At 42.8% G+C, this 24,276-nt stretch carries 23 protein-coding genes and 1 pseudogene; 7 read left to right on the top strand and 17 right to left on the bottom strand.

What is annotated here, in order from left to right:
• Both AACQ83_RS14800 and AACQ83_RS14795 read right to left on the bottom strand, forming a co-directional pair.
• Window positions 1-133, bottom strand: a 133-nt coding sequence (locus AACQ83_RS14800) for a phage holin family protein (protein ID WP_192881254.1), incomplete at its 3' end; no start/stop codon positions are given.
• 177 nt (window positions 134-310) lie between these two features.
• The gene (locus tag AACQ83_RS14795) at window positions 311-829 is read right to left on the bottom strand and encodes a hypothetical protein (protein WP_112878227.1); all 519 of its coding nucleotides are present in this window, start codon (window positions 827-829) and stop codon (window positions 311-313) included.
• Window positions 830-987: 158 nt separating this feature from the next.
• Between AACQ83_RS14795 and AACQ83_RS14790 the strand changes: the two genes are divergently transcribed.
• Window positions 988-1,221 (top strand): hypothetical protein, encoded by a 234-nt coding sequence (locus AACQ83_RS14790; RefSeq protein WP_036847822.1) that lies wholly within the window; start codon window positions 988-990, stop codon window positions 1,219-1,221.
• On the opposite strand, the gene AACQ83_RS14785 is transcribed toward AACQ83_RS14790, so the two are convergent.
• Both AACQ83_RS14785 and AACQ83_RS14780 read right to left on the bottom strand, forming a co-directional pair.
• The gene (locus AACQ83_RS14785; RefSeq protein WP_158537784.1) at window positions 1,187-1,372 is read right to left on the bottom strand and encodes a hypothetical protein; all 186 of its coding nucleotides are present in this window, start codon (window positions 1,370-1,372) and stop codon (window positions 1,187-1,189) included. The two genes, AACQ83_RS14790 and AACQ83_RS14785, sit on opposite strands and share 35 nt — an antisense overlap.
• A pseudogene (locus AACQ83_RS14780) lies at window positions 1,372-1,485 on the bottom strand (antitermination protein); the annotation flags it as partial. The pseudogene AACQ83_RS14780 and the gene AACQ83_RS14785, both read right to left, overlap by 1 nt.
• A 31-nt stretch (window positions 1,486-1,516) precedes the next feature.
• On the opposite strand from AACQ83_RS14780, the gene AACQ83_RS14775 reads away from it, so the two are divergent.
• From AACQ83_RS14775 to AACQ83_RS14760, 4 genes are all read left to right on the top strand, one after another.
• Window positions 1,517-2,347, top strand: a complete 831-nt coding sequence (locus tag AACQ83_RS14775; RefSeq protein ID WP_112878226.1) for an aminotransferase class I/II-fold pyridoxal phosphate-dependent enzyme — start codon at window positions 1,517-1,519, stop codon at window positions 2,345-2,347.
• A gap of 28 nt (window positions 2,348-2,375) precedes the next feature.
• Window positions 2,376-2,960, top strand: coding sequence for a hypothetical protein (locus AACQ83_RS14770; protein ID WP_112878225.1), 585 nt, complete (start codon window positions 2,376-2,378; stop codon window positions 2,958-2,960).
• Window positions 2,961-3,078: 118 nt separating this feature from the next.
• Window positions 3,079-3,663 carry a hypothetical protein gene (locus tag AACQ83_RS14765; protein ID WP_112878224.1) on the top strand — a complete coding sequence of 195 codons (585 nt, stop codon included), beginning with the start codon at window positions 3,079-3,081 and terminating at the stop codon, window positions 3,661-3,663.
• A gap of 44 nt (window positions 3,664-3,707) precedes the next feature.
• The gene (locus AACQ83_RS14760) at window positions 3,708-4,205 is read left to right on the top strand and encodes a hypothetical protein (RefSeq protein WP_112878223.1); all 498 of its coding nucleotides are present in this window, start codon (window positions 3,708-3,710) and stop codon (window positions 4,203-4,205) included.
• On the opposite strand, the gene AACQ83_RS14755 is transcribed toward AACQ83_RS14760, so the two are convergent.
• Entirely contained in the window at window positions 4,206-5,969 is a 1,764-nt protein-coding gene (locus AACQ83_RS14755; RefSeq protein WP_112878222.1) for an acyl-CoA dehydrogenase family protein, read from the bottom strand.
• A gap of 673 nt (window positions 5,970-6,642) precedes the next feature.
• Here AACQ83_RS14755 and AACQ83_RS14750 point away from each other — a divergent pair.
• Entirely contained in the window at window positions 6,643-6,957 is a 315-nt protein-coding gene (locus AACQ83_RS14750; RefSeq protein ID WP_112878221.1) for a hypothetical protein, read from the top strand.
• A gap of 156 nt (window positions 6,958-7,113) precedes the next feature.
• On the opposite strand, the gene AACQ83_RS14745 is transcribed toward AACQ83_RS14750, so the two are convergent.
• From AACQ83_RS14745 to AACQ83_RS14725, 5 genes are all read right to left on the bottom strand, one after another.
• Window positions 7,114-7,554, bottom strand: a complete 441-nt coding sequence (locus AACQ83_RS14745; RefSeq protein ID WP_105399738.1) for an OsmC family protein — start codon at window positions 7,552-7,554, stop codon at window positions 7,114-7,116.
• 14 nt (window positions 7,555-7,568) lie between these two features.
• Window positions 7,569-8,009, bottom strand: a complete 441-nt coding sequence (locus tag AACQ83_RS14740; protein ID WP_112878220.1) for a DUF29 domain-containing protein — start codon at window positions 8,007-8,009, stop codon at window positions 7,569-7,571.
• Between the two features lie 92 nt (window positions 8,010-8,101).
• Window positions 8,102-9,310, bottom strand: a complete 1,209-nt coding sequence (gene tyrP / locus AACQ83_RS14735) for a tyrosine transporter TyrP (protein WP_112878219.1) — start codon at window positions 9,308-9,310, stop codon at window positions 8,102-8,104.
• Between the two features lie 44 nt (window positions 9,311-9,354).
• Window positions 9,355-11,274, bottom strand: a complete 1,920-nt coding sequence (locus AACQ83_RS14730) for a pyridoxal phosphate-dependent decarboxylase family protein (RefSeq protein WP_112878218.1) — start codon at window positions 11,272-11,274, stop codon at window positions 9,355-9,357.
• Window positions 11,275-11,720: 446 nt separating this feature from the next.
• Window positions 11,721-12,737 (bottom strand): NAD(P)H-quinone oxidoreductase, encoded by a 1,017-nt coding sequence (locus AACQ83_RS14725; protein ID WP_112878217.1) that lies wholly within the window; start codon window positions 12,735-12,737, stop codon window positions 11,721-11,723.
• 748 nt (window positions 12,738-13,485) lie between these two features.
• Here AACQ83_RS14725 and AACQ83_RS14720 point away from each other — a divergent pair.
• A complete protein-coding gene (locus tag AACQ83_RS14720) occupies window positions 13,486-14,169 on the top strand; it encodes a hypothetical protein (protein WP_240000811.1) in 684 nt (227 codons plus the stop codon).
• A gap of 203 nt (window positions 14,170-14,372) precedes the next feature.
• On the opposite strand, the gene AACQ83_RS14715 is transcribed toward AACQ83_RS14720, so the two are convergent.
• The 7 genes from AACQ83_RS14715 to AACQ83_RS14685 form a co-directional block, all read right to left on the bottom strand.
• Window positions 14,373-15,143: a glucose 1-dehydrogenase gene (locus AACQ83_RS14715; RefSeq protein WP_112878216.1), complete on the bottom strand. Its 771-nt coding sequence runs from the start codon at window positions 15,141-15,143 to the stop codon at window positions 14,373-14,375.
• Between the two features lie 273 nt (window positions 15,144-15,416).
• Window positions 15,417-16,958, bottom strand: coding sequence for an NAD(P)/FAD-dependent oxidoreductase (locus AACQ83_RS14710; RefSeq protein ID WP_112878215.1), 1,542 nt, complete (start codon window positions 16,956-16,958; stop codon window positions 15,417-15,419).
• Window positions 16,959-17,015: 57 nt separating this feature from the next.
• Window positions 17,016-17,384 (bottom strand): DUF805 domain-containing protein, encoded by a 369-nt coding sequence (locus AACQ83_RS14705; protein ID WP_112878214.1) that lies wholly within the window; start codon window positions 17,382-17,384, stop codon window positions 17,016-17,018.
• A 33-nt stretch (window positions 17,385-17,417) separates the two neighbouring features.
• Window positions 17,418-18,695: a 4-aminobutyrate--2-oxoglutarate transaminase gene (locus AACQ83_RS14700; RefSeq protein WP_112878213.1), complete on the bottom strand. Its 1,278-nt coding sequence runs from the start codon at window positions 18,693-18,695 to the stop codon at window positions 17,418-17,420.
• A gap of 178 nt (window positions 18,696-18,873) precedes the next feature.
• Window positions 18,874-19,647, bottom strand: coding sequence for a nuclear transport factor 2 family protein (locus AACQ83_RS14695; protein ID WP_112878212.1), 774 nt, complete (start codon window positions 19,645-19,647; stop codon window positions 18,874-18,876).
• A 15-nt stretch (window positions 19,648-19,662) separates the two neighbouring features.
• Window positions 19,663-21,093, bottom strand: a complete 1,431-nt coding sequence (locus AACQ83_RS14690) for a gamma-aminobutyraldehyde dehydrogenase (protein ID WP_112878211.1) — start codon at window positions 21,091-21,093, stop codon at window positions 19,663-19,665.
• Window positions 21,094-21,600: 507 nt separating this feature from the next.
• Complete coding sequence (locus tag AACQ83_RS14685; RefSeq protein ID WP_240000810.1) at window positions 21,601-24,009, bottom strand: DMSO/selenate family reductase complex A subunit; 2,409 nt, start codon at window positions 24,007-24,009, stop codon at window positions 21,601-21,603.
• Between the last annotated feature and the right edge of the window lie 267 nt (window positions 24,010-24,276).

The raw sequence follows: 24,276 nt of genomic DNA, 5'->3' as shown, positions 1-24,276 counted from the left end.
ACCACGCGAACATGGCACACATAAAGGCATCAATTGAGACACGCAGCCATCCCCCGCCGTTATAGCGACCCCTGAGAAAAGCCATTGTCCCCGATAGTATTGCACCTATACCCTGTTCTTTGACTGACAGCAGCCATAATCATAGCTGCATCCATATATCAGGCTGCTTGTCCATGAGTTTCATATCCACCCCCATAAAATGGGCGTCCGTGGGGGTGAGCTATGTTCGCTCCGTGAATGAGTTAATAGGATGCCGTTATCGGAATTCCGATATCGGCAAGATTTCAATAGATTATAAAAAAGAGGGCGGTTATTCTGGAGCGGTTTGCTTAATAAGATCCATGGTCATTAGCTTCAAAGTTTCAGCCGCCTCGCTGTAGACAGTTAATAAATTCCCCTGCGGAATACGACATGATACTGTTTCAGAGCTACCAGTAAAAACAAACGTGACAACCCCAGATTGCCTGCTTATCGTTATTGGGGATGCAATCCATGTAGATTGAGGGTCTTTCGTTGTGATAACAGTTTTGATAACAAACGACAAACTAAAGTCATCAGATAGCTTGAGTTCATGCAAATGCTTTTCTTTGAATATGCCATTCTCGTTAATACCCAGTGTCACAATTTTCTCTTGCTGGCCTTTGTGATCCCTGAAAGTCCGATCGACTATTGCAAGAGATTGTTCATATTGTTCAATAAAATGACTAATACACCCCCTCAATATCTCTACGTGGGTGAATCTTTTTTCATTGGCTTCCTCTGCGGTTTTTTGTAAGTCCTCATAGGTGATCATGGTTTTTATCTCGCTATATCCAAATAGAACACTCATGTTTATCACCTTTAGAGAAATTTTACTGTGACTAATGCAAAAAAGACCACGCCATGCGCAGCCCCCATAATCAATTGAATTCGTTCCGTTATGGGAATTCCCCTATCGGCTATGATTAAATCTCGACAAGTAACCATAGCTAATAGAAAGAGGAACTAATGAGCAGAACAATTAATGAAGCTGTCCGCGAGCTGGAAATCAGCATCACAGCTACAGAGCGGATCGTGATTGCAATGTTACAACTACTTTCACCCGTACAAAAAGATGCCCTGAAAGATATTCTCTTTTCAGAATGTCAAATAGCCTCTGAAATAATTCCTGCGGATAACGAACAATTAATCAAAAGAGAAAAACAAATCACTGAGAAGATTCACACTCTTTTGCAACTCTGAGCATAAGTTCCTGGCGTTTTTTCTCCTGTTCAATAAATCCCCCCCACTTGCCATTAGGGTGAGGGGTATTTACTGCTTTCAAAAACGCTTCGCGATCACAATCTCTACTCTCATCTTTGTATTCGTCAGAAACGCTGCTATAGCGCTCCATAACGCTGCCATGATATCAGTACCCGTGATCCGGTCTGTTGACGTGCATTTAGACGAATTATTGATTGCCAGTCCTTTTGGACTGAAATGTTTTAGTGCTGATTCGAGTTTCATTATTCCGCCCACTTCTTAAAAGACAGTTAACATGACCGTTATTGGTCATTTAATGCAGCGTGGCGATCTCATTTTGTACGATGAATATAGCCATGACAGCCTTCTCCAGGGCGGAAATTTGTCTCAGGCAGACATGTTACCGTTTGCGCATAATAATTGGCAAATGGCTGATGAACTTCTTAATAAGAAAAGGAAATATTACAGGAAAGTCATGCTCTTTATAGAAGGTGCTTATAGCATGGATGGTGATATTCCTAATTTGAAGAAATTTGTTGAAATAAAGAAAAAACATAAAGCATTGTTGATGGTAGATGAATGTCTTTCCATTGGAGTTGTGGGAGAAAGTGGACGGGGTGTTTGTGAACATTGCGATGTCATGCCATCTGAAATAGATATTTGTATGGGTGGAATTAGTAAAAGTTTTGCAAGCTGTGGTGGTTATATCGCCGGCAAGCGATCCTTTATAACTTATCTACGGTATATGACGCCGGGTTTTGTTTATACCACAGGCATGCCACCGGCTGTTACCGCATCGGCGCTTACCGCCATTAAAGTGATACAAAAGGAAAAATACAGAGTTCATGAAGTACAAGAATTATCAAAATATTTCGTTAATAAAGCGAATGCACTTGGCTTAGATACAGGATTCAGTAAAGATACCCCAGTTATCCCTCTTATGATAGGCGACGAAAATAAATGTATCTATATTTATCAAAAGCTAAGGGAGAATTTAATCAATGTGCAACCTATCTTGCATCCAGCCGTGCCTGAGAATAAAGCTCGTTTACGTTTTTTTATTAACTATGGACGCACGGTTGAGGACATCAATAAGGTTCTTAATATCATAAAAGAGTACATTTAATGAACTTTCGATATAATGGAAACCAACAATGAGCACGATGATGAAAAAAAGAGAGCATTATAAGAACGCATGTCTCTTTTTAGGGCATAATGCTTCAGAGGTCATATGGAATAATGCCGATGATATGTTTGCCATTGAAGATGAAAAAGAGAGTCGCTCAAAAGATGGAGAATATGTTCCCATCCACACAATATTGAAATTGATGAAATATGACGTTGATGAATTGAATGTCATTAATTTTCTTGGCGAGATTGATTATAACCATACTATAAAGGCTTTATGTGGCAACGATAGAGAAATATTTGAGAAATTCATAAAAAGAGTCAATCTGTATGAATTGAAAATAAACCATCATGCTACCCATGCGATAAATGGCATCATTGAAGCCTGGGAACATCATAAAGAAAACAATCTACCTAAAAAATATCATATATTGATTACTGATGGTACGGGAGATGATTATGAATCGACATCTCTCTATACCGTGGTAATTGATAAAAACAAAGCATTGGCAGATTGCATAAAGACCCTACAGCGGGTGAAAAGAATTTCCGCAGCAGATCTTTCATGCGGAATATTATTTGCCCACGCCGATACAGGTTTTCGCCGTTGAAAGACGAATATATATCCGTCATCTTTCAAGTTGCCTCTTTGTTGGCTGCGCTCACTCACCCCGGTCACATAGTTCTCTATGCTCCCGGGGACTCGCTCCCTTGCCGTCGCGATGCATCTTGAAATCTATAGGGTATAAGTCACTTGGTTACGAAACGGAAATAACACGCCTGTTAGACGATAATAAACTTAATAAACTCAACCTAATTATAATAAAATTATCCGATGGTTTTCTGTCAAATAAGAAATGTGGTTTGATGTCAGCTATTAGAAGTGATATCAAATCTTTCCTACCCGGCGTTAATGATGAAAATTTTTCTAAAAAGAAGGTGTATTACCACGAACGTGATAAAATCCAGCTTGAATGGAGCAGTTCTCGTAATCCTGTTACCCTATTGGGGATAAAGAAGTTTCCGTCAGAAATTCTTTTGGAAAAAAGTGAGCATCAGCATTTTTTACATGGCTTTTCTGTTAAATATATGCAGGAAATGGCCGTGAAGCATGTGAGAATGCCGTTGTGGTTGCTGCGGTACTTAAATGGATTAAGTCAATATGAGATCCGTGTTATTTCTTCCTATATTGCTAACAAGTTTTTAGAAACTTACTTGGTAAAACTCATTGCTAGTGAAAAAGTTGAAAACCTGATTGTTGGTGGTGGCGTTCATTTCAATGTCAAACTCCACGCTGTGTTTACCGACTGGTGAGTTGAAGCAAGAAATTAACCATTCTTAATGGCCGGGATGACCATATGCCAATAGCCCCTGTATTAAGATCAGAGAATTTGCCGGTTCTCTTTAACATTAAAGAAGTAAACAGAGTAACAGGCTCACTTCATGGCATGATTATTGCGCTAAGTTATAACGATAATATACTTGAAGAAAAATATGAGGGAGTGATGCATAAAATGCATGATGGTAGAACCACTGGCAGGCCGCTTGTGGTCAAATCAGACGTTGATGTCGAAATGCTACAGAAAGTTGAAAATGAAACTGGCTATGCAGCACCTCTTTCAACATTCATGGTTATTCTACAGTTCAGCGGATGCAACATGCATATCACGACTTCGATTATCAGTGCAGGAAAGCTGAAAAAGCGGGTATCCGTAAGCCTTTTCTTATTATCGGCAACTTTTGAAATCCATAGAGTTATAGGTAATCGCCCTTTCATTAACGGTGACCTTTTAGCTGGCCACCGAATTTTTTCTATATATTCACAACAGTGTCTCGCATTTAAACCTGTTTTATAGTTAATTGTTTTTTAATTGATGGTGATTATTTGCATACCAGGAAATATAATCATCACTGGATATTGGCGTTTCGATTCCAGCCTTATCCACGCCAAAACTGGAAATATAATCATTTATTCTGTCTGCATGCTGACGTATATATTCAATGCGTCTCTCGTCTATTTTTTTAGATTCTTGTAAATTGATCACTTCACTTCTCAGGAGATTGCTCATGCTACGATGAATCCAGTCGAGAAGATAACCTTCGATGATCATATAAAAATCATCATCATTATTGTTGTGGTATGTATCAATAATGGTCGTTACCACGGATAAAACGGCATATGTTTGGCTTAGTTCTAGAAAATCCCTACTATGCTTATTAAGCATATCTAAATTTATTTTTTTATTGTTACTCACTGTTAATCCATTTAGTTTTTTATATAAAAAGTTCATATAATCATTTAAAATGGGAAATAGATTATGTTGGAAAGATGTTTTTTCTATTTCTTTCATCTTATTGAGAATGATCATCCCTCCGGCTTTTAGTGATAATACAAGGTTATCACCTTCCGAAGTAATCGTACCAAAATTAGATATCAAATAATGGGATATCTTGTTAACAGTAAATAATCCCTGTGCGCCGCAACGCTCACGACAATTAATTAATATTTCTTGTGTACGCCATGTGCACAGAGACTTGGTAGTAATGATTTCAATAAGTAGTTCATCTGAAAACTTAAAGTTTTTAACTGATTCTGATAATATAGCTGAAACTTTTCTTATTAATTCTCTTAAGTATAACGCATGAGTGATTGTGCTCAGGGTATCCCAAGCAATACCTTCTTTGAAATGAGAATAATTAATTATTGGCATAGTACCTGAGTAACCGAATGTTTTTCGTTTATTTCCATATGTGCTAGTTATATGAAGAGCTGATTTGGCCCCTGTAACTGAGATCATTGCCATGCATAACTTGCCTGAATGTATTCTATTTGTAATTAACGAAAATCTTTCTCTTAATTCTTTAGTATGCAATGATACTTTACCCTCCCTGGTCAGTGTTATCATATTGCCCGCAAGGATCCCTTCAAAAGGAATTTCGACATTATCAAATGAAGTTATTGCGTTATCTAAATAAAGCCCTGGCTTATCTCCAAGTGGAGTAATTTTAACGCCAGGAGTTAATTTTCCATTTGCAGATAGAGGAAGAATAAATGGGAAAATACCATATTTCTTTCCTGATACATTTAACTGAGCCAAAATTACAGCCACTTTAGGTAATTCACAAGGCATGGTATTAGGCATAAATTTATATGCATTTGGGCTAGGTGAATTCAACATGAATACGCCTTTTTCCGGCAGATAATTAGCCTGTGTTTCGATTGCGATTAGATTATTCCCATGAGCTAGCTCAGTCGCCAGATATACTCCAATGGCACGACCTGAACAAAGTTTTTGGTAAAGATCTTCCACATATGGAGTTTGCATTCCTAAGTTAGCGATAGTGCCGATGGCTAAATTAAAATGAATTGATAGCATAGAAACTACAGCGCAATCATGTGGAGTTACAAGTTCATGAAGCGAAACTAATTCATTAAATGGTTTCGTGTGAATATTATTATTTTGAATATACTCAAGCAGTTCTATGAATTTTTTTACTGACGACTGATAATTGTCACAATTGCTTTTAAGTACCGCTACAAGGTTATCAGATACTCCCTCATTTCCTATACCTAAATAAGATTTTAATGTTGATTCTGAATTGCACAATGATTTATTCATATCGATGAAGCCTTTTACTAGAATAATAATATGTATATACCCAATGGATTTCAAGATGCTTCGCGACGGCAAGGGAGTGAATCCCCGGGAGCATAGATAAACTATGTGACCGGGGTGAGCGAGTGCAGCCAACAAAGAGGCAACTTGAAAGATGACGGGTATATTAACTATTTAATAGTGTAATGGGATACACCAGAAATATATACTTCTACGTTAAAAATTTTTTAATAGAAGTGATTTGTTAAAAATTTTTCTTCTTAGAGTCCAGTAGAGAAAGCGATATTAAAACATATTTATCAAGTAAATAATTCATCGTTGTTATTTTATTTAAACAGATGATTAATCATTTCATCTTCATCATAAAAATTATATTGATATAAATAGTTTGTTATGAGAATGGATTTTTGTTGTTTTAATATAATTAGTTGGTGAATTGGTTATGAACCATTGTAGGTAGAGGTTTTTTATTATTTCAAACAATGTTGATGTTATTTTTATAGATAAAGATTACCATGTTACTTTTATCAATTACTTAATTTTAATGAAAAAAATTTTGGCATTATTTATCATGTGAGGCACTTATTATATTAATGTGAAGTTGGTGCAAAGATTATTTGCATAATTTACACTTCAAATGCGTCAGATTTTCTTTATTATTAACTAGGAGTAGAATATGAAAAAATTGATATCTATGTTATTTATTTTCATTGGTATGATTAGCGCCCCTGCATTTTCTGCGGAAACGAATAGTGGCATTGTCAGAGTCGCAGAAATTAAAGCTGATTGGGACAATCCTGCACATTATTTTTATACATTCAGTGGAAGCTTAGCCGGTAACTGTGGAAAACCAGGTTATATTTGGTCAGGATCAAGCGCTGATAACATTAACAAGCTATTAAGCCAGGCTTATGCACAGGGTTTAAATATTAAAGTTGGTATAGAAAATGTAAGTTGTAATATAACTACAGTTTACGTCATTAAACAATAGTAATTATTTCTTATGCTGTTATCAATGGGATAAAGAGATAGATAAACATTGATTTACCTAACTTTATAACGAATCCCTCTACTGTAAAGTAGAGGGATTTTTAAATTAACTTAAATGATTTTTCCTTTTCAGAATTATTTCAACTCAGAATTTATCTTATTCGCAATATATTTCAGTGACAAAACTTGGTGCATTTTCGATAGTATCATGAACCGGGCAGGTTCTATTAATAAAGTCGACAAAGGCATGAATTTCTTCTTCACTATTATCAGCTTTAATATGAAATTTTGTCACTATTTTGGAGAAACCTAATTTCGCTTGTTTATTTCTACCAGTGAAACCATCAGTATCAAGCTCACCTTCCAGATCAACGTGAATATCAATTAAGTTGATTTTGTGCAGTTTAGCAAAAGCCTTTGCTACGATACATTTACAGGCCCCGAGAGAACAGAGTAAAGCTTCAACTGGATTCATCCCCTGATCAGTACCACCTAAATTACGCGGTTCATCCAAATAAAAGGAGAAATCTCTTGATGTACATTCAACTTTCAATCCAGCTACAGATTTTACTGTGGCAGTAAATAATTCTTTCGCCATGATGATCTAACTCCTTAATTGTTTTCCGGATAAAACTCAGGGGACAGTATCTGGGACATACCCCAAATGGATATATCGGGAAACACGTCTAACCCGGTTTCGTTCATTGCTGAGGCAACGGCTTTAGACCAGACAACATCAACCCAATTTGAATCATCTAACTTTGTCTTTAAACTAGGTGATTCTTTTAAACCATAAAGAATCTCTTTTCTTTGCGCTTTAATTGTTCTTTCCCAACTTGTTCCTCTATGACTTGGCTGGTATTTCCATTTTAATAAGTGAGCAATTAATACTGCCATGCAGCTAGCCAATTCACGCTGTTCACTCTTGCCCACGTCTTCGATCTCCTCAGCAATATTGGCTATATCAATCTCAGAGAGTTTACCGGCACGTAATAACGCTGCCTGCTCATTTGCCCAAGCGACCACATCAGTTTCGTAACGGGTATGATTCATAATTGCCTCCGCTAATTAGGTCTATTATGCTAGCAGTCTGTCAGAGAATACGCTTTAGGTCAAAAAAGAACTTATCTTCGATAACCCAGTGTCTACCCTACTTCCGGCAACATTCCACTCACTATGCCAATCTGGATTGCTATTACTGCAATACCGCAGGTAAATACCAGCAAGAGTACAGGTTTACCGCCAGGTACCCGATATCGACGTTCATTTTGTTGACGGGATTTATATGCCAGTAGGCTAGGCAATACTAACGCCAAAATTGATAGCGCGACCGCGGCATATCCCAACGCCATCACAAATCCTTTTGGGTAAAATAGCGCGAAAATCAACGGCGGAACGAAAGTTAACAAACCAGTTTGCATACGCCCGGCTACGCTATTTCTGCGTTTAAACAGATCACCCAGAAAATCAAACAGGCCAAGTGTGACACCGAGGAATGAGGTTGCGAGCGCCAGGTTGGCAAACATTTGTACTGCAAGCTCAGTTTTCGGTGAAGCAACAACTTCGCGAATGCTGTGTAATAAGCCATTCAACCCTGCGTTTTCAGCTAAGATATCGACGAATGTGCTGGAATTAATACTTCCGAGTGTCGCCAATTGCCAGAGGATATAAGCAAGTAGCGGAATTGCGCTGCCGATGATAAACACCCAGCGGAGTCGACGGATATCGCCATCCATATATTTCACAATACTGGGAACACTACCGTGAAAACCAAACGATGTGAATATCACAGGAATTGAAGATAGTATTAATCCTTGTTCTAATGGCATGGTCAGTAAGTTAATATGCTGAACATGCGGCATCATCATCCCCAACATCAATACTAGGAAAATAATTTTTGCACTGAAAATAACCCGATTAACCATATCTACTGAACTGGTGCCAATACAAACAACTCCTCCGCCAATCACTGTAAACAGGATAACACCTGCTGAGGCAGGAAGAGATAGATTCAGCCATTTGTTGAGGCTGACTGTCAGTAATTCCCCGGCGCCGCTAATATAGGCTGATGTTAATGCATACATTAGAAACATCATGCTGAAACCGGCTAACATTTTGCCACCGTTGCCAAGATAACGTTGAGCAAGTGTCCCTAACCCCGTATCAGGGGATTCATATTGGTAAGTTTCAACCAGCAATAACGCGGTGTAACTCATCAAAACCCACAAGCTAACCAACATGATCAAACTTACGCCAAATCCTACACCGGCGGTTGCTAATGGCATGGCCAACATACCAGCGCCGATGGTTGTTCCTGCTATGATAAAAGTACTGCCAAAAGTACGGTTCTTCACGTTTTTTCCCTTCGAATCAACAGCAAATATTTAATAATAGAAAATCAGGCCACTTTCTTTTTTTCTTCTTCATCAACAATTTGAGTCAGTTTTTGAATAAAAATTTTCTGGAGCCTTTCCCAATACTCGTCAAAATCGTCAGCATTATGTAAACAGTGAGTCATCACAGCAGCACGTAAGACATATAAACTGTGGACTTTCTGCCATTCTTCTTGGGCAAAACCGCAACGTTCAACATAATGCCAGGGAGTATCACCATACTCTTCATAACTAAGGGAGGTGGAAGAAGTCAAAAAATCATTGGTATAAGTGCGTCCAGAGGCATATGAACAAAGTTCGTACATCCGTTTATTAAGACGATTATGATGCATTAAGTCATCATTTCCTTGCTCTTTAAAAGTAAAATTGACCATATGGAAATCAGGATTCGGCATGGCATGAATTTCAAACCGGCGTTTATCAACAACCAATGGTTCTGTGGTTAAAAGTTTTTTAACCATCCAATTGGCCGTCACAATACCGGCAGCAATTACTTTTCCGTAGCCACTGATATTAAGTGGAACCAATCGATGCGCAGCCCAAATTGCGGCGGCGATAGCTCCGGCTTTAGATCCCTCCATAATAGAAGCACCGAGCACGACACGCCGGTTAACGGTTTGATCCTGTTGAGTATCAACATCTTCAAAAACATAAGCTGCACGGTAGGAAATTAGGTCAACAATACGCCTATCTTTCATACATACCGCACCGGCTGCATATTGAATAAATCCAACTTTGTGAGGATCTACGGTGATTGAATCAGCCTGACACATGGCCCGGAAACTTTGATAAATTTCAGGTTTAGGCCAAATAATATCTTCCGGAATGATTGCCAATTCACGATAACGGCGGATAAGTTCATCATATTCCATAAACTCTCCCCGCTCATTAAGGAACATTGCGCTGGCATAACCTGCATAAGCAGCATCAATATGCACATAAAATGAGACGCCATAACGCTCTTCACACTCTTTACGCAACGCAATAACTTCATCAACTCGATCAATGGCACCCACTTCCGTAGTTCCAACTACGGTTACCATAGCTAGAATAGGTTCTCCCTGCTCTATCAGACTGAACGTAATTTCACGCATTTTTTCAACATCGGTACGATAATTTGCATCGACCGGCAATGGCACAATATGCTGTTGACCAATCCCTAGAACATCCATTGCTTTCATCCATGAATAATGTTTCGACTGCGGCACCAAGACTTTGCCAAACATTCCCTGTTTTATCCCAACACCACGGCAAGAAAGTTCACGAACTTCTTCGAAAATGCCCCGCTTTTTTAATTCATCCGTTAAATCCAGAATGTCTGATGGAGATATATTCAACAGTTGTTGTTCTGATTTATTTGCAACCAAATCACTGGATTGCGGGTGCTGTGCCATAGCAAGAGGAATGGTTTTTAAATTACGTGCAACCCATAGCCCTTCATAATTGGCGACAGTTCCGCCCGATGTGATATGTCCCCAGGCTCGGCGAGGGTCATAACCAAACATCTGACATAAATCTAGTCCTGCTTCAATTTCTAGCTCCGTTGTTGTCGGTGATGACTCGTGGGCACAATTGTTCGGGTTGTACATCATAGCCATAACATAAGCGAGATTGGAAACCATCAAGGTATCGGCATTCATATGCCCCATATAACGAGGAGAAAACCAGGGAACAGAGGTGTTTTTCAGTTTGGCAGATAGCTGGTTCAGAATACCTTCTGTCCGATAAAGGGTTTCTCTATAATCAGGTGCGTAACGATCAACTGAGGTTACCAAGGCGGGATCTTCTGGGTGAAAATCAGAACGCCAGTGCATGTGCTCACTTACGGCATATTCCATCATTTCTCTAAAAAAAACCGCATTTTCTGATTTAGGGCCTAAAAACAACGCATTAATGTTTAAGTGCGAAGTAAACTGTTTGGTCATAATCACATACCCTTTTCCAACTAACAAAAACGGCTGTCAGCAACAGAGAGATTCTGAAATTCTTTATTTGTTAATGAAATTACTATCATCCTCTGATAGGCAGACAGAAAATTATATGCCACCTAACTTATCAATAGCTGGTCATACCTCATTATTCCAGATATTCAGAAAAATCTATCAGGTGTAATAGATCAATCATTAACATATCTATAAATGATCATTTGTTAATAGATATAGACTATATTTGTTAAAATATTAACAATGACGTTGAATATAAATTCTGATTTTGTGCGCAAGGACAAAGAACGAATAAAAACCAATCAAAAAATAGAGATTTATTTGTCATTAACCTTATTAAATATAGGTGTTTATTCTAACGCGAAAAGGTTAGTAGATAGAATGCAGGGCTACAAGTTAAAATAGCCCTGATTTAAGCAGAAGTACTATTAAGATGATACATTTACCAGCATAACCTTGCCGATAACATCACCGGCTTCCATCATTCGATGCGCATCAGCAGCATCTTTCAGATCAAATACTTTACAAATTAGTGGACTGACTTTTCCTGATTTCAATAATGGCCAGACCTGTTGTTCCAATTCCCTGGCTATCTCTGCTTTTTCCTCTACACTGCGAGAACGTAATGTAGAACCTGTGTGAGTCAGACGTTTTAGCATTAAGGGCATCAGATTAAGATTTTCAGGGTCTCCTTTCATCATACCAATTTGAATAATTCTCCCGAATTTAGCAGCAACCTTATAGTTTTTATTGACATAATCACCACCGATTAAATCAACAACCATATCAACCCCATGATTACCTGTGATTTTCAATACTCGATCAACAAAATCTTCTTTATGGTAATTAATAACAAAGTCAGCACCTAAACTGTGTGCAACTTTAGCTTTCTCATCAGAGCCGACGGTAGTAATAACTTTGGCGCCAAAGGCTTTTGCTAACATAATCGTGACACTACCTATCCCAGAAGTACCACCATGAATCAGCAAATTTTCTCCTTGTTTCAGTTTACCAGTCTGAAAAACATTAGCCCAGACGGTAAAAAAGTTTTCTGGCAATGCGGCTGCCTGAACAAAATCCAAGCTATAGATGGGTAAGGCAATGGAGTCATGTACCAGACAATACTCGGCATAACCGCCTCCGGCAACAAGGGCACAAACTTTATCACCAAGGTTCCAGCGTTCACAACCTTCACCCTTGGCAACCACCTCTCCTGCAATCTCCAAACCCGGTAATGGTGATGCATCAGGGGGTGGTGGGTAAGAACCCATTCTCTGAAATATATCAGGCCGATTAACACCTGCCGCCGCTACTTTTACCAACAAGTAGCCTTTTCCTGGCCGCGGCAGCGGAACCTGAACCAGATGCAATTTCTCCGGGCCTCCGGGCTTAATAATGCTGATCGCTAACATATATTGGGGCAATGAATTAATTTGGCTATGCATATATACCTCTTATTTCTTTTGACGATCCTTTTTATTGGGTTATGTTTAATATGATAAGTGAGATTTAAACAGGTTTTTCCATTTTGCTAGATAACTTGGCATTTTAAGGATCAGTTGTAACCTTGCCTAAGTCAACTAATATTCACCATTTTTGCGATTGAACTATCGGTAGATAATCTTAGTAAATTTCAACCTCCAGTATCCACATCCACTTCGATTTTTCTTTCAGACCTGGTGACGTATGGATCTTAACCGGAAAAAACGTCAAATATCTCAACGCTATAACAGTGAAATTTAGCATTTCGCCCATTACCAGACAGATCGTTATAATTCATCCTACAAATTTTCATAGCTATCCTCTTATAATATACCTGCGAGTTGTTTTCAGTCTGGAATTGATTAAATTATTATGCTCTTTTCCATAGAGTATGTTTTCGTATAGTTGGATTTTAATACTATAATAAGGTTCACTTTTATCTGGAAAACTTCATTTTAAAATAAATATGGATTATGACTATCGTCAAAACTGCAAAATAAACCGATATTAACTCTTCATCTCTATACTTTGAAACTTTTTCACAAACGATTAAAAATATAGAAATATCAAAGTAGTAAAAGGAAAACTGTACTGAGTTAGCGCATCACCAACTAATATGACTGTTTAAAAAGAGATTGGTGAAAAAGCTTTCCTATCTTACAATTTCCTATAAGCTAATTTTCAAAATTGTAAAATACCATTGAGGTGCTAATGGAAACATCAGCAAAACAACCCAATGACCGGACAGTAAAACTGAAAAGCGGATTTGATCAGTCTGAACTGGTCAAAGCACGCATCATCAATCTTGCTGATCATTTTATTAATGTGCTTAAAAACAAAGATTCAGAAAGTATTTCCCAGTTGTTAACCTTCTCTGATGATGAATTTTGGACAGAAGTCAAAGGACGAGCTAACTATATTGAAATAGTGGCAAATATCACACCGGAAAAGAAGGAACACGAAGAATTTATCGAAACTAGAAACGCTTTTCTTGCCCATCTTGGGGAATATGGTGGTGTTTATAAGTCCAGTAAGGTTGCTGATATATTAGGAGTGACCCGCCCAACAGTAAATAAGTATGGTGAAAATCATAAACTCATTGTATTAAATTGGGGAATAGAGAATTTATATCCTGTATTTCAGTTTTCGGTAAATAAAAAAACTAGCAATAAAGGATATTTAAAAGGTGTTCCAGAAATACTGGCTAATCTAGGTCCAGTCAGTGGTGTAAAAAAGTGCGGTTTTTTCCTGCGTAAAATCAAGACATTTAATCTTGGTATCGATCTGGCTGAATCCACGATGGTACTGGATATCCTCAGAAATGGCGCCTCCAATGATGAAATTGCTCAATTGGTAAAACTGGCGAAAATGTTCGGTTCTGTTGATTCTATATAAAAAATTCCAGCATATATACCCTATAGATTTCAAGATGCATCGCGGCGGCAAGGGAGCGAATCCCCGGGAGCATAGATAACTATGTGACCGGGGTGAGTGCAGCCAACAAAGAGGCAACTTGAAAGATGACGGGTATAATTGAAAAACAGCCATTTTACCCTACCCTCCTTTGGAATATATCAACTGCTCAAAAATGCGTGTTCTCACAGTACTACCGTTTGTCCGCCATCGACTAGCAGTGATACGCCGGTTATAAACGATGCGAGATCCGATCCTAACCATACGACCGCATTTCCTACCTCTTCCGGCTCTCCCAATCTTCGGAGAGGCATCCTTTCCCGTAACCCATCAAACATTTTCGCCACTTCCGGCGAGGAAAGAGGAAGTGCTGTATTGATCAGTCCTGGGCAGACTGCATTAACACGAATACCTGACGGCCCGAAGGCATCGGCCAGTGCAGCCACCATCATATTCACGCCAGCTTTGCTAGTGGAATAGGCGGTTGTAAGTTGTCCTGTTCTAATGGACCCCATACTTGACGTTGCCACAATACTTCCGCGTTTACCTAGTTTTATCATCTGTTCAGCAGCAGCTTGTGCGCCAAATAGAACGCCATCCAAGTTGACCGTAAGCAGCTTGTGAAAATCATCTGCACTAATCTGTGGGCCATCGGTAGCTAATGCAATTCCTGCATTGCAAGCCATCAGATCAACACCGCCGAACGGTGTAGCGACATCGACCAATGCATCCATCTCGCTTCGCGAGGTGACATCACACCGGTGGAATATGGCTTTTGTACCAAGCGAATTGAGACGCTGAAGCACTGGTGTTCCTCCCTCTCGAGGCTGATCAGTGATATCGCCAATAATTACGGTTGCTGCGCCATGACGCGCCGCAGCTAAAGCAATGCCTGCTCCGATGCCACTTGCGCCGCCAGTGACAATGACAACCTTACCTTCTAGCATACGGTCCATTTGATGTTCCTCATTAGTATCGCGTTATCACAGGCGCTATTTGAGATATTTATTGACCCAGATCATGGGGCAGCATATACCCAATGGATTTCAAGATGCATCGCGACGGCAAGGGAGTGAATCCCCGGGAGCATAGGTAACTATGTGACCGGGGTGAGCGAGTGCAGCCAACAAAGAGGCAACTTGAAAGATGACGGGTATAAAACACACATATAATCATTAACCAATGCAAATATAACCGACATTGGCTCCCGAAACCCTACGCCCTGTTGCTCAGAACGAAACTATCTCTGCCGGATTAAGCGTACTTATCACTCCCAGAATACCTTTAGCCAACGGAATGGCTACCGGAGAGAGATAGGAACCCAGCGGGATACTCGCGTGGGCAATGGAGGTAAGCATGGTAAAGTCGTCGTTGCGTCCGGTAAGATCGTCACTGATAGCTTTGCCAATGCGCACCGTCTGCGCCACGCCATGACCACTCCAGCCATGTACCATATACACGGGTACTCTGTCGCCGCTCTTGCGGGCATCGGTGGCACCGTTTAGGGTCAGATCGCTGATCCCGCCCCAAGAATATTCTAGTTCGGCTTTTTCCAACTGCGGGAACACGGTTCTGATACGCTCAAGCAGATAGTTGTTCACATCACGCGGTGACCAAGAATTGCCAGTACCCTGTCCACCGAACAGCAGGCGGTTGTTGCGCACCGCACGATAGTAGTCGACCTGTAACTGTGTATCGTAGACCGGCAGATTCGACGGGATCAGCTCTTTGACATCCACTGGCAACGGCGGCGTTACCGCTACGTAGGAGAAAAAAGGCACCGTGGTGGAAGGGCCAGAGATAAACTCACCCGTGGAGACATGCACACCCAACACCACAGCTTTACTTGCCCTGATAGTTCCCCGCTCAGTTTCTACGACTGTACCACCAGCATCCTGCCTGATGCCCTTTACTTTCGTGCTGTCATAGATTCGCCCACCCAGTCTGGCGAAACCATAAACCAGGCCACGCAACAGTGCCAGAGGATGAACCTGCCCACCGATACTGTCGACATTTGCTCCATGGTAGATGCCCGAACGCACATACTCTTCCTGCAATTCGTGCGGTCCGATAACCTTCATCGCCGTGTCTCCCAGTTGACGCCGGGCATCGGCATTAGCCACCAGCGGCCCCATGTGGCCTGCGTGCACCGCAACAGTGATATGACCATATTTGCGGTCACATTCGAAACTATAACGCTCACGGAGTTCATCCACGAGATTCATCGCTTCAACAGAGGCAAAACGCCATAAGCGTTTAGCCTCATCGAATGAAAGTTTTTCCAGTATGGTCTTAGCTTCCCAGCGTGCAAGCCCAGGGGTTATCTGTCCCCCGTTGCGGCCAGAAGCGCCTGAACCAATGTTATCCTTTTCAACCAGAATCACGTCCACTCCCTCTTCAGCAAGATGCAATGCCGTGGAAGCACCCAGCAACCCACCGCCGATAACCACAACCTCGCAGTTCTGGTCTTCAGGCAGGCTTCCAAAAGTGGGCCAGTCAGCCAAAGAAGCTTCATAATAATTGGCTGGCATGGTGCCAGCAGCAGCGTCTTTATGCCAGCTCCAGATGCGCGGATCCAGCCCCAACCGGCTGGCTCTATGCTGTGCATCCTTCAACAGTGTTGGCCGGAGCTTATCAACATTGACGGCGGGAGCATCGGCCGCGGTTAAGGTCCTGGCGAGCAGGGATAAGTTGGGAAATACGGATGAAAGCACTCCTGCCCCCGCGAGCGTCGCGACGGTAGAAATAAAGTCTCTTCTATTCATTGTCATTTCAACACTCCTGTCATGATCTTGAAATCACCTGCTGACTTGGTCTGGAGAGTTTCCCTATGAGTGAGTCCGGCTCTCTGAGCTGTATTTATTGCTGCCAGGGCTCCCTTTCAGGCCGGCGAGAATCAGCAGGATAACAGTGCCGATAAACGGTATGAGATGCAGCAGTAACCACCAAGCGCTACAGTTGATGTCGTGCAGGCGGCGGGCATTCACTGCTAGCGTGGGCAAAAACGTGAGCAGCAAATAGACAGCGCTGAACCAGCCCATATAAATTTCAGGATTGGCAACGGCAAAGTAGCTTTCAAGGAAAGAGATAATAAATACAGCCAAGATCTGGAACAAAAAAAAGTACCAGAACTCCTTACGCCTGGCTCGCCCCCTGAAACATGCATAGTTCTTTAATACATTTAAATACCAGTGCATTGTTATCCCCTCTTGTGAGGTAGCAGATTCTATCTATTGTTCAGTCAGATCGAGCAGCACAGACTCCAGAATGTTGAGCGCTTCATGAAAAACGTTATTTTGTATGGTCAGCGGCGGAAGGAAACGGATCACGTTGCCGTGTACACCGCACATCAGTAGGATCAGACCACGCTCCAGCGCTTTCTGACGTACCGCGTTGGTAAAGCTGGCATTGGGTTCCTGACTGTCCGCATGGTTAAACTCCACCGCAATCATCAGCCCGAGCCCTCGCACGTCAGCAATCTGCGGGACACGCGGTCGCAGTTCATGCAGACGCTGTTTTAGCTGCTCTCCCAGCTGTGTCGCTCGCGCATTCAGCTTTTCTTCTTCGATCACATCCAGCACCGCATGGGCGGCTGCAATCGCCACCGGGTTACCGCCATAAGTTCCCCCCAGACCACCAGGCACTACAGCGTCCATCAACTCTGCCCGTCCCGTTACAGCCGCCAGCGGCAAACCGCCCGCCAGACCTTTCGCCATAGTGGTCAGATCGGCAACAACCTCATGATGCTCTATGGCAAACAGTTTGCCCGTACGCGCGAAACCAGTCTGGATCTCATCGGCGATAAGTACAATGCCGTGGCAATCGGCGATCTCACGCAGCGCTTTGAGCAGCTCGGGAGGAGCAGGATAGAAACCGCCTTCGCCTTGTACCGGTTCGATGATGATGGCCGCGACGCGCGTGGGCTCAATGTCGGCTTTAAAGAGATTTTCCAGCGCATTCAGCGTTTGTTCCACACCAATGCCATGCAGCCCGACCGGAAACGGAACATGGTAAACGTCGTTAACCAATGGGCCGAACCCCATTTTGTACGGTGCAACTTTGCCAGTTAATGACATACCGAGGAAGGTACGGCCATGGAAAGCGCCGCTGAAAGCTACCACGCCACTGCGCCCGGTAGCGGCACGCGCGATCTTCACGGCATTTTCCACTGCCTCGGCCCCGGTAGTGACAAAGACGGTTTTCTTCGCAAAATTACCAGGCACCAAACGGTTCAGACGTTCGGCCAGCGCTACATAATTTTCGTAGGGCACCACCTGATGACAGGTGTGGGTAAACTGTTCCATTTGTTCTCTGGCTGCCGCGATGACGCGCGGATGGCAGTGGCCGGTATTCACCACGGCGATACCGGCGGCAAAATCGATATAACGTTGCCCTTGAACGTCCCAAATTTCAGCGTTTTCTGCACGCTCCGCATAGACTTGTGTGGTCACGCCCACGCCTTTTGCAATAGCCGCGTTGCGTCTTTTGGCTAGCATAGATTCAGTCATAAATGAAAACTCCTCAGCAATCTGAAATAAGCGAGCTTCAACAGACAGACGCCGGATGTGAATAGCTATCCAAAGCTGGTAAAAGTAACCGATCCAGCGTCGAAACCAGCATATCTGCCTGTGTATGGGCATCCGGTTGCGGCGCTACCGCAAGCTTCGCGCTGGGTATCGATCAACTCTAAAAAATACCGTGGCGATGCAGCGCTTTTGCATCCTCCGGTACCGGGGTGATAGCATCCCAAAGTTCGGCCACTTTGCCGTTCTCAATGCGCCATAGCTCGAAGTAGCTGTGACGCGCTCCGACGATACTCCCCTCCGAATGGGTCAGAACAAACTGCCCATCGGCTACCGTACGGTGAATTTTAGCGTAATGCAGGCCCTGCCCCTCATCCCTGAGTTGCTCAAGAAACGAGATGAGTGCCGCCGTACCATCGGGAATATCGGGGCTGTGCTGGCGAAACAATTCACCATTAGTGTAGTTTCCAAGCTCTTCGTAGTGACCCTCGATCAGGGTACGTGTAAAAAAGTTGACCACCAGCTCGCGATTCTTCTCTCGGTCATGGTCATGGCCTGCTTCAGTCGGGCCGTCTAACTGAGTTCGGCCACTGACGTTAGGTGCAGCCTGCGGCACCAGGCCGTCCCAGTGCTCTACGATTAAGCCGTCGGCAACCCGGTACAGATCGAAACCAACCAACGGCCAGTCGTCTAATCCCGTAAAACGACCATGGATGGCGACTAGATCACCATCCTGCAATACACGATACGTTTCGTGGCGCAGTTCGGGATGTGTCCAGACCAGCTCACGTAATCCGGCAAGGCCTTCTTTGACCAACGGGGAATGTTCGATGAAATGCGGCGCAAAATAACGCTCAAGCGCCCCTACATCACGGTTAGTAAACAGCTCGTGGTGCGCACGCGACACCAAGTCGCGTGGAGATCTATTCTGAATCATTGCGGATGTCCTGTGTCAGTCGTTGGAACTCATCACGTGTTTGATACGCGTATATTCATCGAAGCCATAAGCCGACAGATCTTTACCATATCCGGAACTCTTGAAGCCGCCGTGCGGCGCTTCTGCCGTAAGAGGAATATGGGTGTTAATCCAGACGGTACCGAAATCGAGTTCACGTGACAGGCGCAACGCGCGGCCATGGTCGCGGGTCCAGACACTGGAGGCCAGTCCGTATTTCACGTCGTTAGCTTTCTCTATGGCCTCCTGTTCATCGCGGAACTTCTGCACCGTGATAACCGGGCCGAAAATCTCGGTCTGGATTGCTTCGTCGTGCTGTTCCAGACCGGTAATTACCGTAGGTTCAAAGTAGTAACCCGAACGTTCGGCCTGACGGCCTCCGGTCTCGATACAGGCATGCGCGGGCAAACGTGCAATGAACCCTTTGACCTGCTCCAGCTGACGAGCATTATTGAGCGGCCCATACAGCGCCTTTTCATCTTCCGGATAGCCAAAGCGGGTAGCTTTAGCTGCCGCCACCAGTTTGGCGACGAAGGTATCGTAAACAGAGTCATGCACCAGCACACGCGAGGCTGCCGTACAATCCTGACCCGCATTGAAATATCCCGCGGTAGCAATGGTCTCTACCGCTTTGTCCATATCTGCATCGGCGAAAACAACCACTGGCGCTTTGCCACCTAGCTCCAAATGTGCTCTGGTGAGATTAGCCGCCGCCGAAGAGGCAACCTGCAAACCTGCGCGCACGGAACCCGTGATGGAAACCATAGCTGGCGTTTTGTGTGAAACGACCAAAGCACCCGCGCTGGCATTACCCAACACCACGTTGAATGCACCTATAGGAAAGAACGGAGCGGCCAGTTCAGCCAGCAACAGAGTACTTTCCGGCGTGGTATCGCTCGGTTTGAGTACCACGGTATTACCCGCTGCCAGCGCAGGCGCTATCTTCCATACTGCCATCATCAGCGGGTAGTTCCACGGCGTGACTTGCCCCACCACGCCCAGTGGTTCGCGCCGGATGCTGGTCGTCATATCAGAAAGATATTCAGCAGTCGCTTTACCTTCCAGAAAACGGGCGGCGCCAGCGAAGAAACGGATATGATCCACTGAAGTCGCAATTTCCTCAGAGGCAATCAGATGCTTGAGCTGCCCTGTATTGCGGCTTTGCGCTTCGATCAGACGTTCAGAGTTTTTTTCCACCGCATCGGCTAATGCCAGCAACGCCTGCTGACGTGCTGACGGTGTACTGCGCCTCCAGATCTTGAATGCCTCTTTAGCCGATGCATAAGCTTCATCAACATCCGCTACAGTCGCGTTAGGAGAACACGCATAGATTTCACCTGTGACCGGGCTTACTAGGTCAAAATATTCGGAGCCTTTAGATTCAACATACTGACTATTAATGAAATGCCTGAGCGTTGGTACCGCCATGGTTACCTCCTGATAGATGGGATAACATAAAATATAACCTATAACTTAATATGTTCAATTTTTATATAGATGTTAATTTTTCAACTAAAAAACAAAAATAAAAGAGTAATTAGATACATAGATGTACCTCTCGACACTCCTGTTCAGGAAAATATGCCGATCTGTGAGCAGGATCGATGATTTTTTTAACTTAAAGAAAAGGTTTGGGGGCTATTTCTCGGCAGGATTATTTACAATCGAGTTAATATCAGAGATTGCTCAATTTGCAACATCAATATTAAAAAACGAAGTCTGAGAGAAATTACGTTAAATAACTCGCGACTGAAGTCGCAGCCTTTTAACTGCGACTACGGCGACGAGCCTTATTATTCTATACCCTATGGATTTCAAGATGGATCGCGGCGGCAAGGGAGCGAATCCCCGGGAGCATAGAGAACTATGTGACCGGGGTGAGTGAGTGCAGCCAACAAAGAGGCAACTTGAAAGATGACGGGTATATACATTCACTCATGCTTTATTGACCTCAACCAATAATGTTTGATGAGAGTTTCCGTGTGCAAGCGGGGTTTTACGGGATGATGTCAGCACATTGACACAACCTCCCCAATCAACACCATTTTTATCCGGTTGCCACCATGCGCCGGTCGGCATTGCCACTACGCCGGGAATAATACGTTGAGTTACCTCCGCCGGGATCATAGAAACACCGCGATCATTAAATACCCGAACTAAATCCCCTTGTTTAATTTTGCGTTTTTGCGCATCCAATGGATTAATCCATAACCTCTGGGTTTGTACTTCCTTTAACCAAGGATTTGAATATTGGGTTGAATTAGAGCGGTTTTTCCCTTTCCAGGTAATTAATTGCAACGGGTATTTTTCAGTTAATTTATCCTCCGGCCCTTCGAATGCAGGTATATAATGTGACAATGCAGGGATTTCAGGATGTTGCATGTCGTATAGACGCTTAGAAAATATCTCTATTTTTCCTGAGGGTGTTGGAAATGGATGATTTTCTAGGTCACGAATATTTTTTTCAAAAGCGACATAAGGCGGTATTTTGAAAAGATGTTTGTTTGTCCGTTGTAATTCCTCAAAAGTAGGTAAATTTTCTTTTGGCATAGCTCGACGATTAGATTCCATAATATGAGCTATCCACGCTTTTTCGTCACGACCTTGGCTGAATTCCTGTTCAACTCCCAGCTTTGCGGCCACTTCACGTATCCATTCATAATCAGAACGCCGTTCGAATTCAGGTTCAATCAATTTTGATGACAAAATGAAATAGCTGCCGGTGCCCCAAGGATAGGCAATATTCCAGCGTTCCATAAAACTGGTTTCCGGCAATAAAATATCGGCATATCGGGTGCTTGGTGTTAGATAAAGATCACTGGAGACAATAAATTCAATTTTAGATTCATCTGCCAATATTTTTACTGCCTGATTAATATCCGGGTTTTGATTTGCAAGGTAATTACCGGCCAGTGAGAATAACATACGGATATTGGTATTCAGCTTATCTGCACCAACTAAACCATCTGCCGGAGTAACTTTACTGGCATCATCGGCTGCTTGGACCCAGTTCATTACAGAGATTTTTTCTTTTACCGGGTTTTTACCAAGATCAAGTCCGTAAAGATATTTATTACCCGCAACACTACCGAAACCGGCTGCCCATCCCCCTTTTTTACCCACATTACCGGTTATTGTGGCTAAAATTGTTGAACCACGTGCAACACGTTCACCACAGATATGACGTTGTGGCCCCCATCCCTGAATCAGAGCCGCGGGTTTCGTGCCGGCATATTCGCGGGCAAGTTGACGAATGATATTTGCCGGCACTTTAGTGATTTTTTCAGCCCATGCCGGTGTTTTTACAATGCCATCTTTAGCGCCTGTCAGGTAAGCAACCAAAGATTCATTGGCAGGAACGCCATCCGGCATGTTGTTTTCATCAAAACCAATCGTATAGCGATCAATAAACCCTTTATCGTGCAAATTTTCACTGACAATCACATACATCATTGCATCCATTAATGCGTTATCAGTTGTTGGCAGTAAAGGAATCCATTGGTCAGCCAACGAGGAAGCAGAATCAGAATAACGGGGATCGACAACAATAAATTTGGTGCCGTTTTTTTTCATCTTCTGGAAATAGTGATTGGTGTGACCAAAAATAGTTTCAGCCGGATTATGGCCCCAAAGGATCACCAACGGGGTATCTTCTAAGGTATCCAGTGTGCTACCCGAAGTTGCCACACCGTAGGTATAGGGCGTGGCTGCCGCGGTATTGCCCATACTCACGGAATGGTAATATTGTAAATGTCCGCCGGTAATATTGAGTAAACGACGTAACATTTTATCACCTGATGATACACCGCCAATTATCGCGGTATTAACGCTAACATAGCGGCAAGCTGGGCCATATTTCTCAGTAATGCTTTTTAGCTTATCTGCAATAATGGTTGTCGCCTCATCCCAGGAGATTCGTTCAAATTTTCCTTCTCCCCGCTTACCAACTCGTTTCATCGGATATTTTAAACGATCAGGATGATAAACAAATTTGCGATAGCCCTTGCCGCGGACACAAGCTCGCATGATCGGCATTGCTTCATCAAGTTCATGATCAGGTCTGGTGGTTATACGGGTGACAACGCCTTCTCGGACATGTGCTCGGATATCGCATCTTCCTCCACAATCAAATGTACTACAGGTGGGTATGACTTTCGTTTCACTTGTATCAATAACATTAATCGGTAGTGAGCTCTGGTCTGTTTTCTCGCCGGCGGTTGTTTGGCGGGTAGAAACAAAGGGAATAGATATAAGCGCCGCACTCGCTTGAATAAAACGACGACGGCTGGCCCTCAGGTCATTATTCTGTTCATCGGCTTCATCACTTATTTTTTTATGTTTCATATTAGCCTCCACATTGCATCTCATCCGTTGAATGTTATTTAGGAAAAAGGGTTTAAATGCTGATATACCCGTTATCTTTCAAGTTGCCTCTTTGTTGGCTGCACTACATAGTTCGCTATGTTCCCGGGGATTCGCTCCTTTGCCGTCGCGATCCATCTTGAAATCCATTGGGTATAGATCACATTTTATTGAAAATTTTTGCTAAATCTGATTAATAAATTAACGCTGAAATGAATGCCTTAAAATAATTCATGTGATAAGTGAATA

The organism is Photorhabdus sp. S10-54 (assembly GCF_963878145.1).
GTDB classification, from domain to species: Bacteria; Pseudomonadota; Gammaproteobacteria; order Enterobacterales; family Enterobacteriaceae; genus Photorhabdus; species Photorhabdus kayaii.
This window is presented reverse-complemented; position numbering and strand designations above follow the sequence as displayed.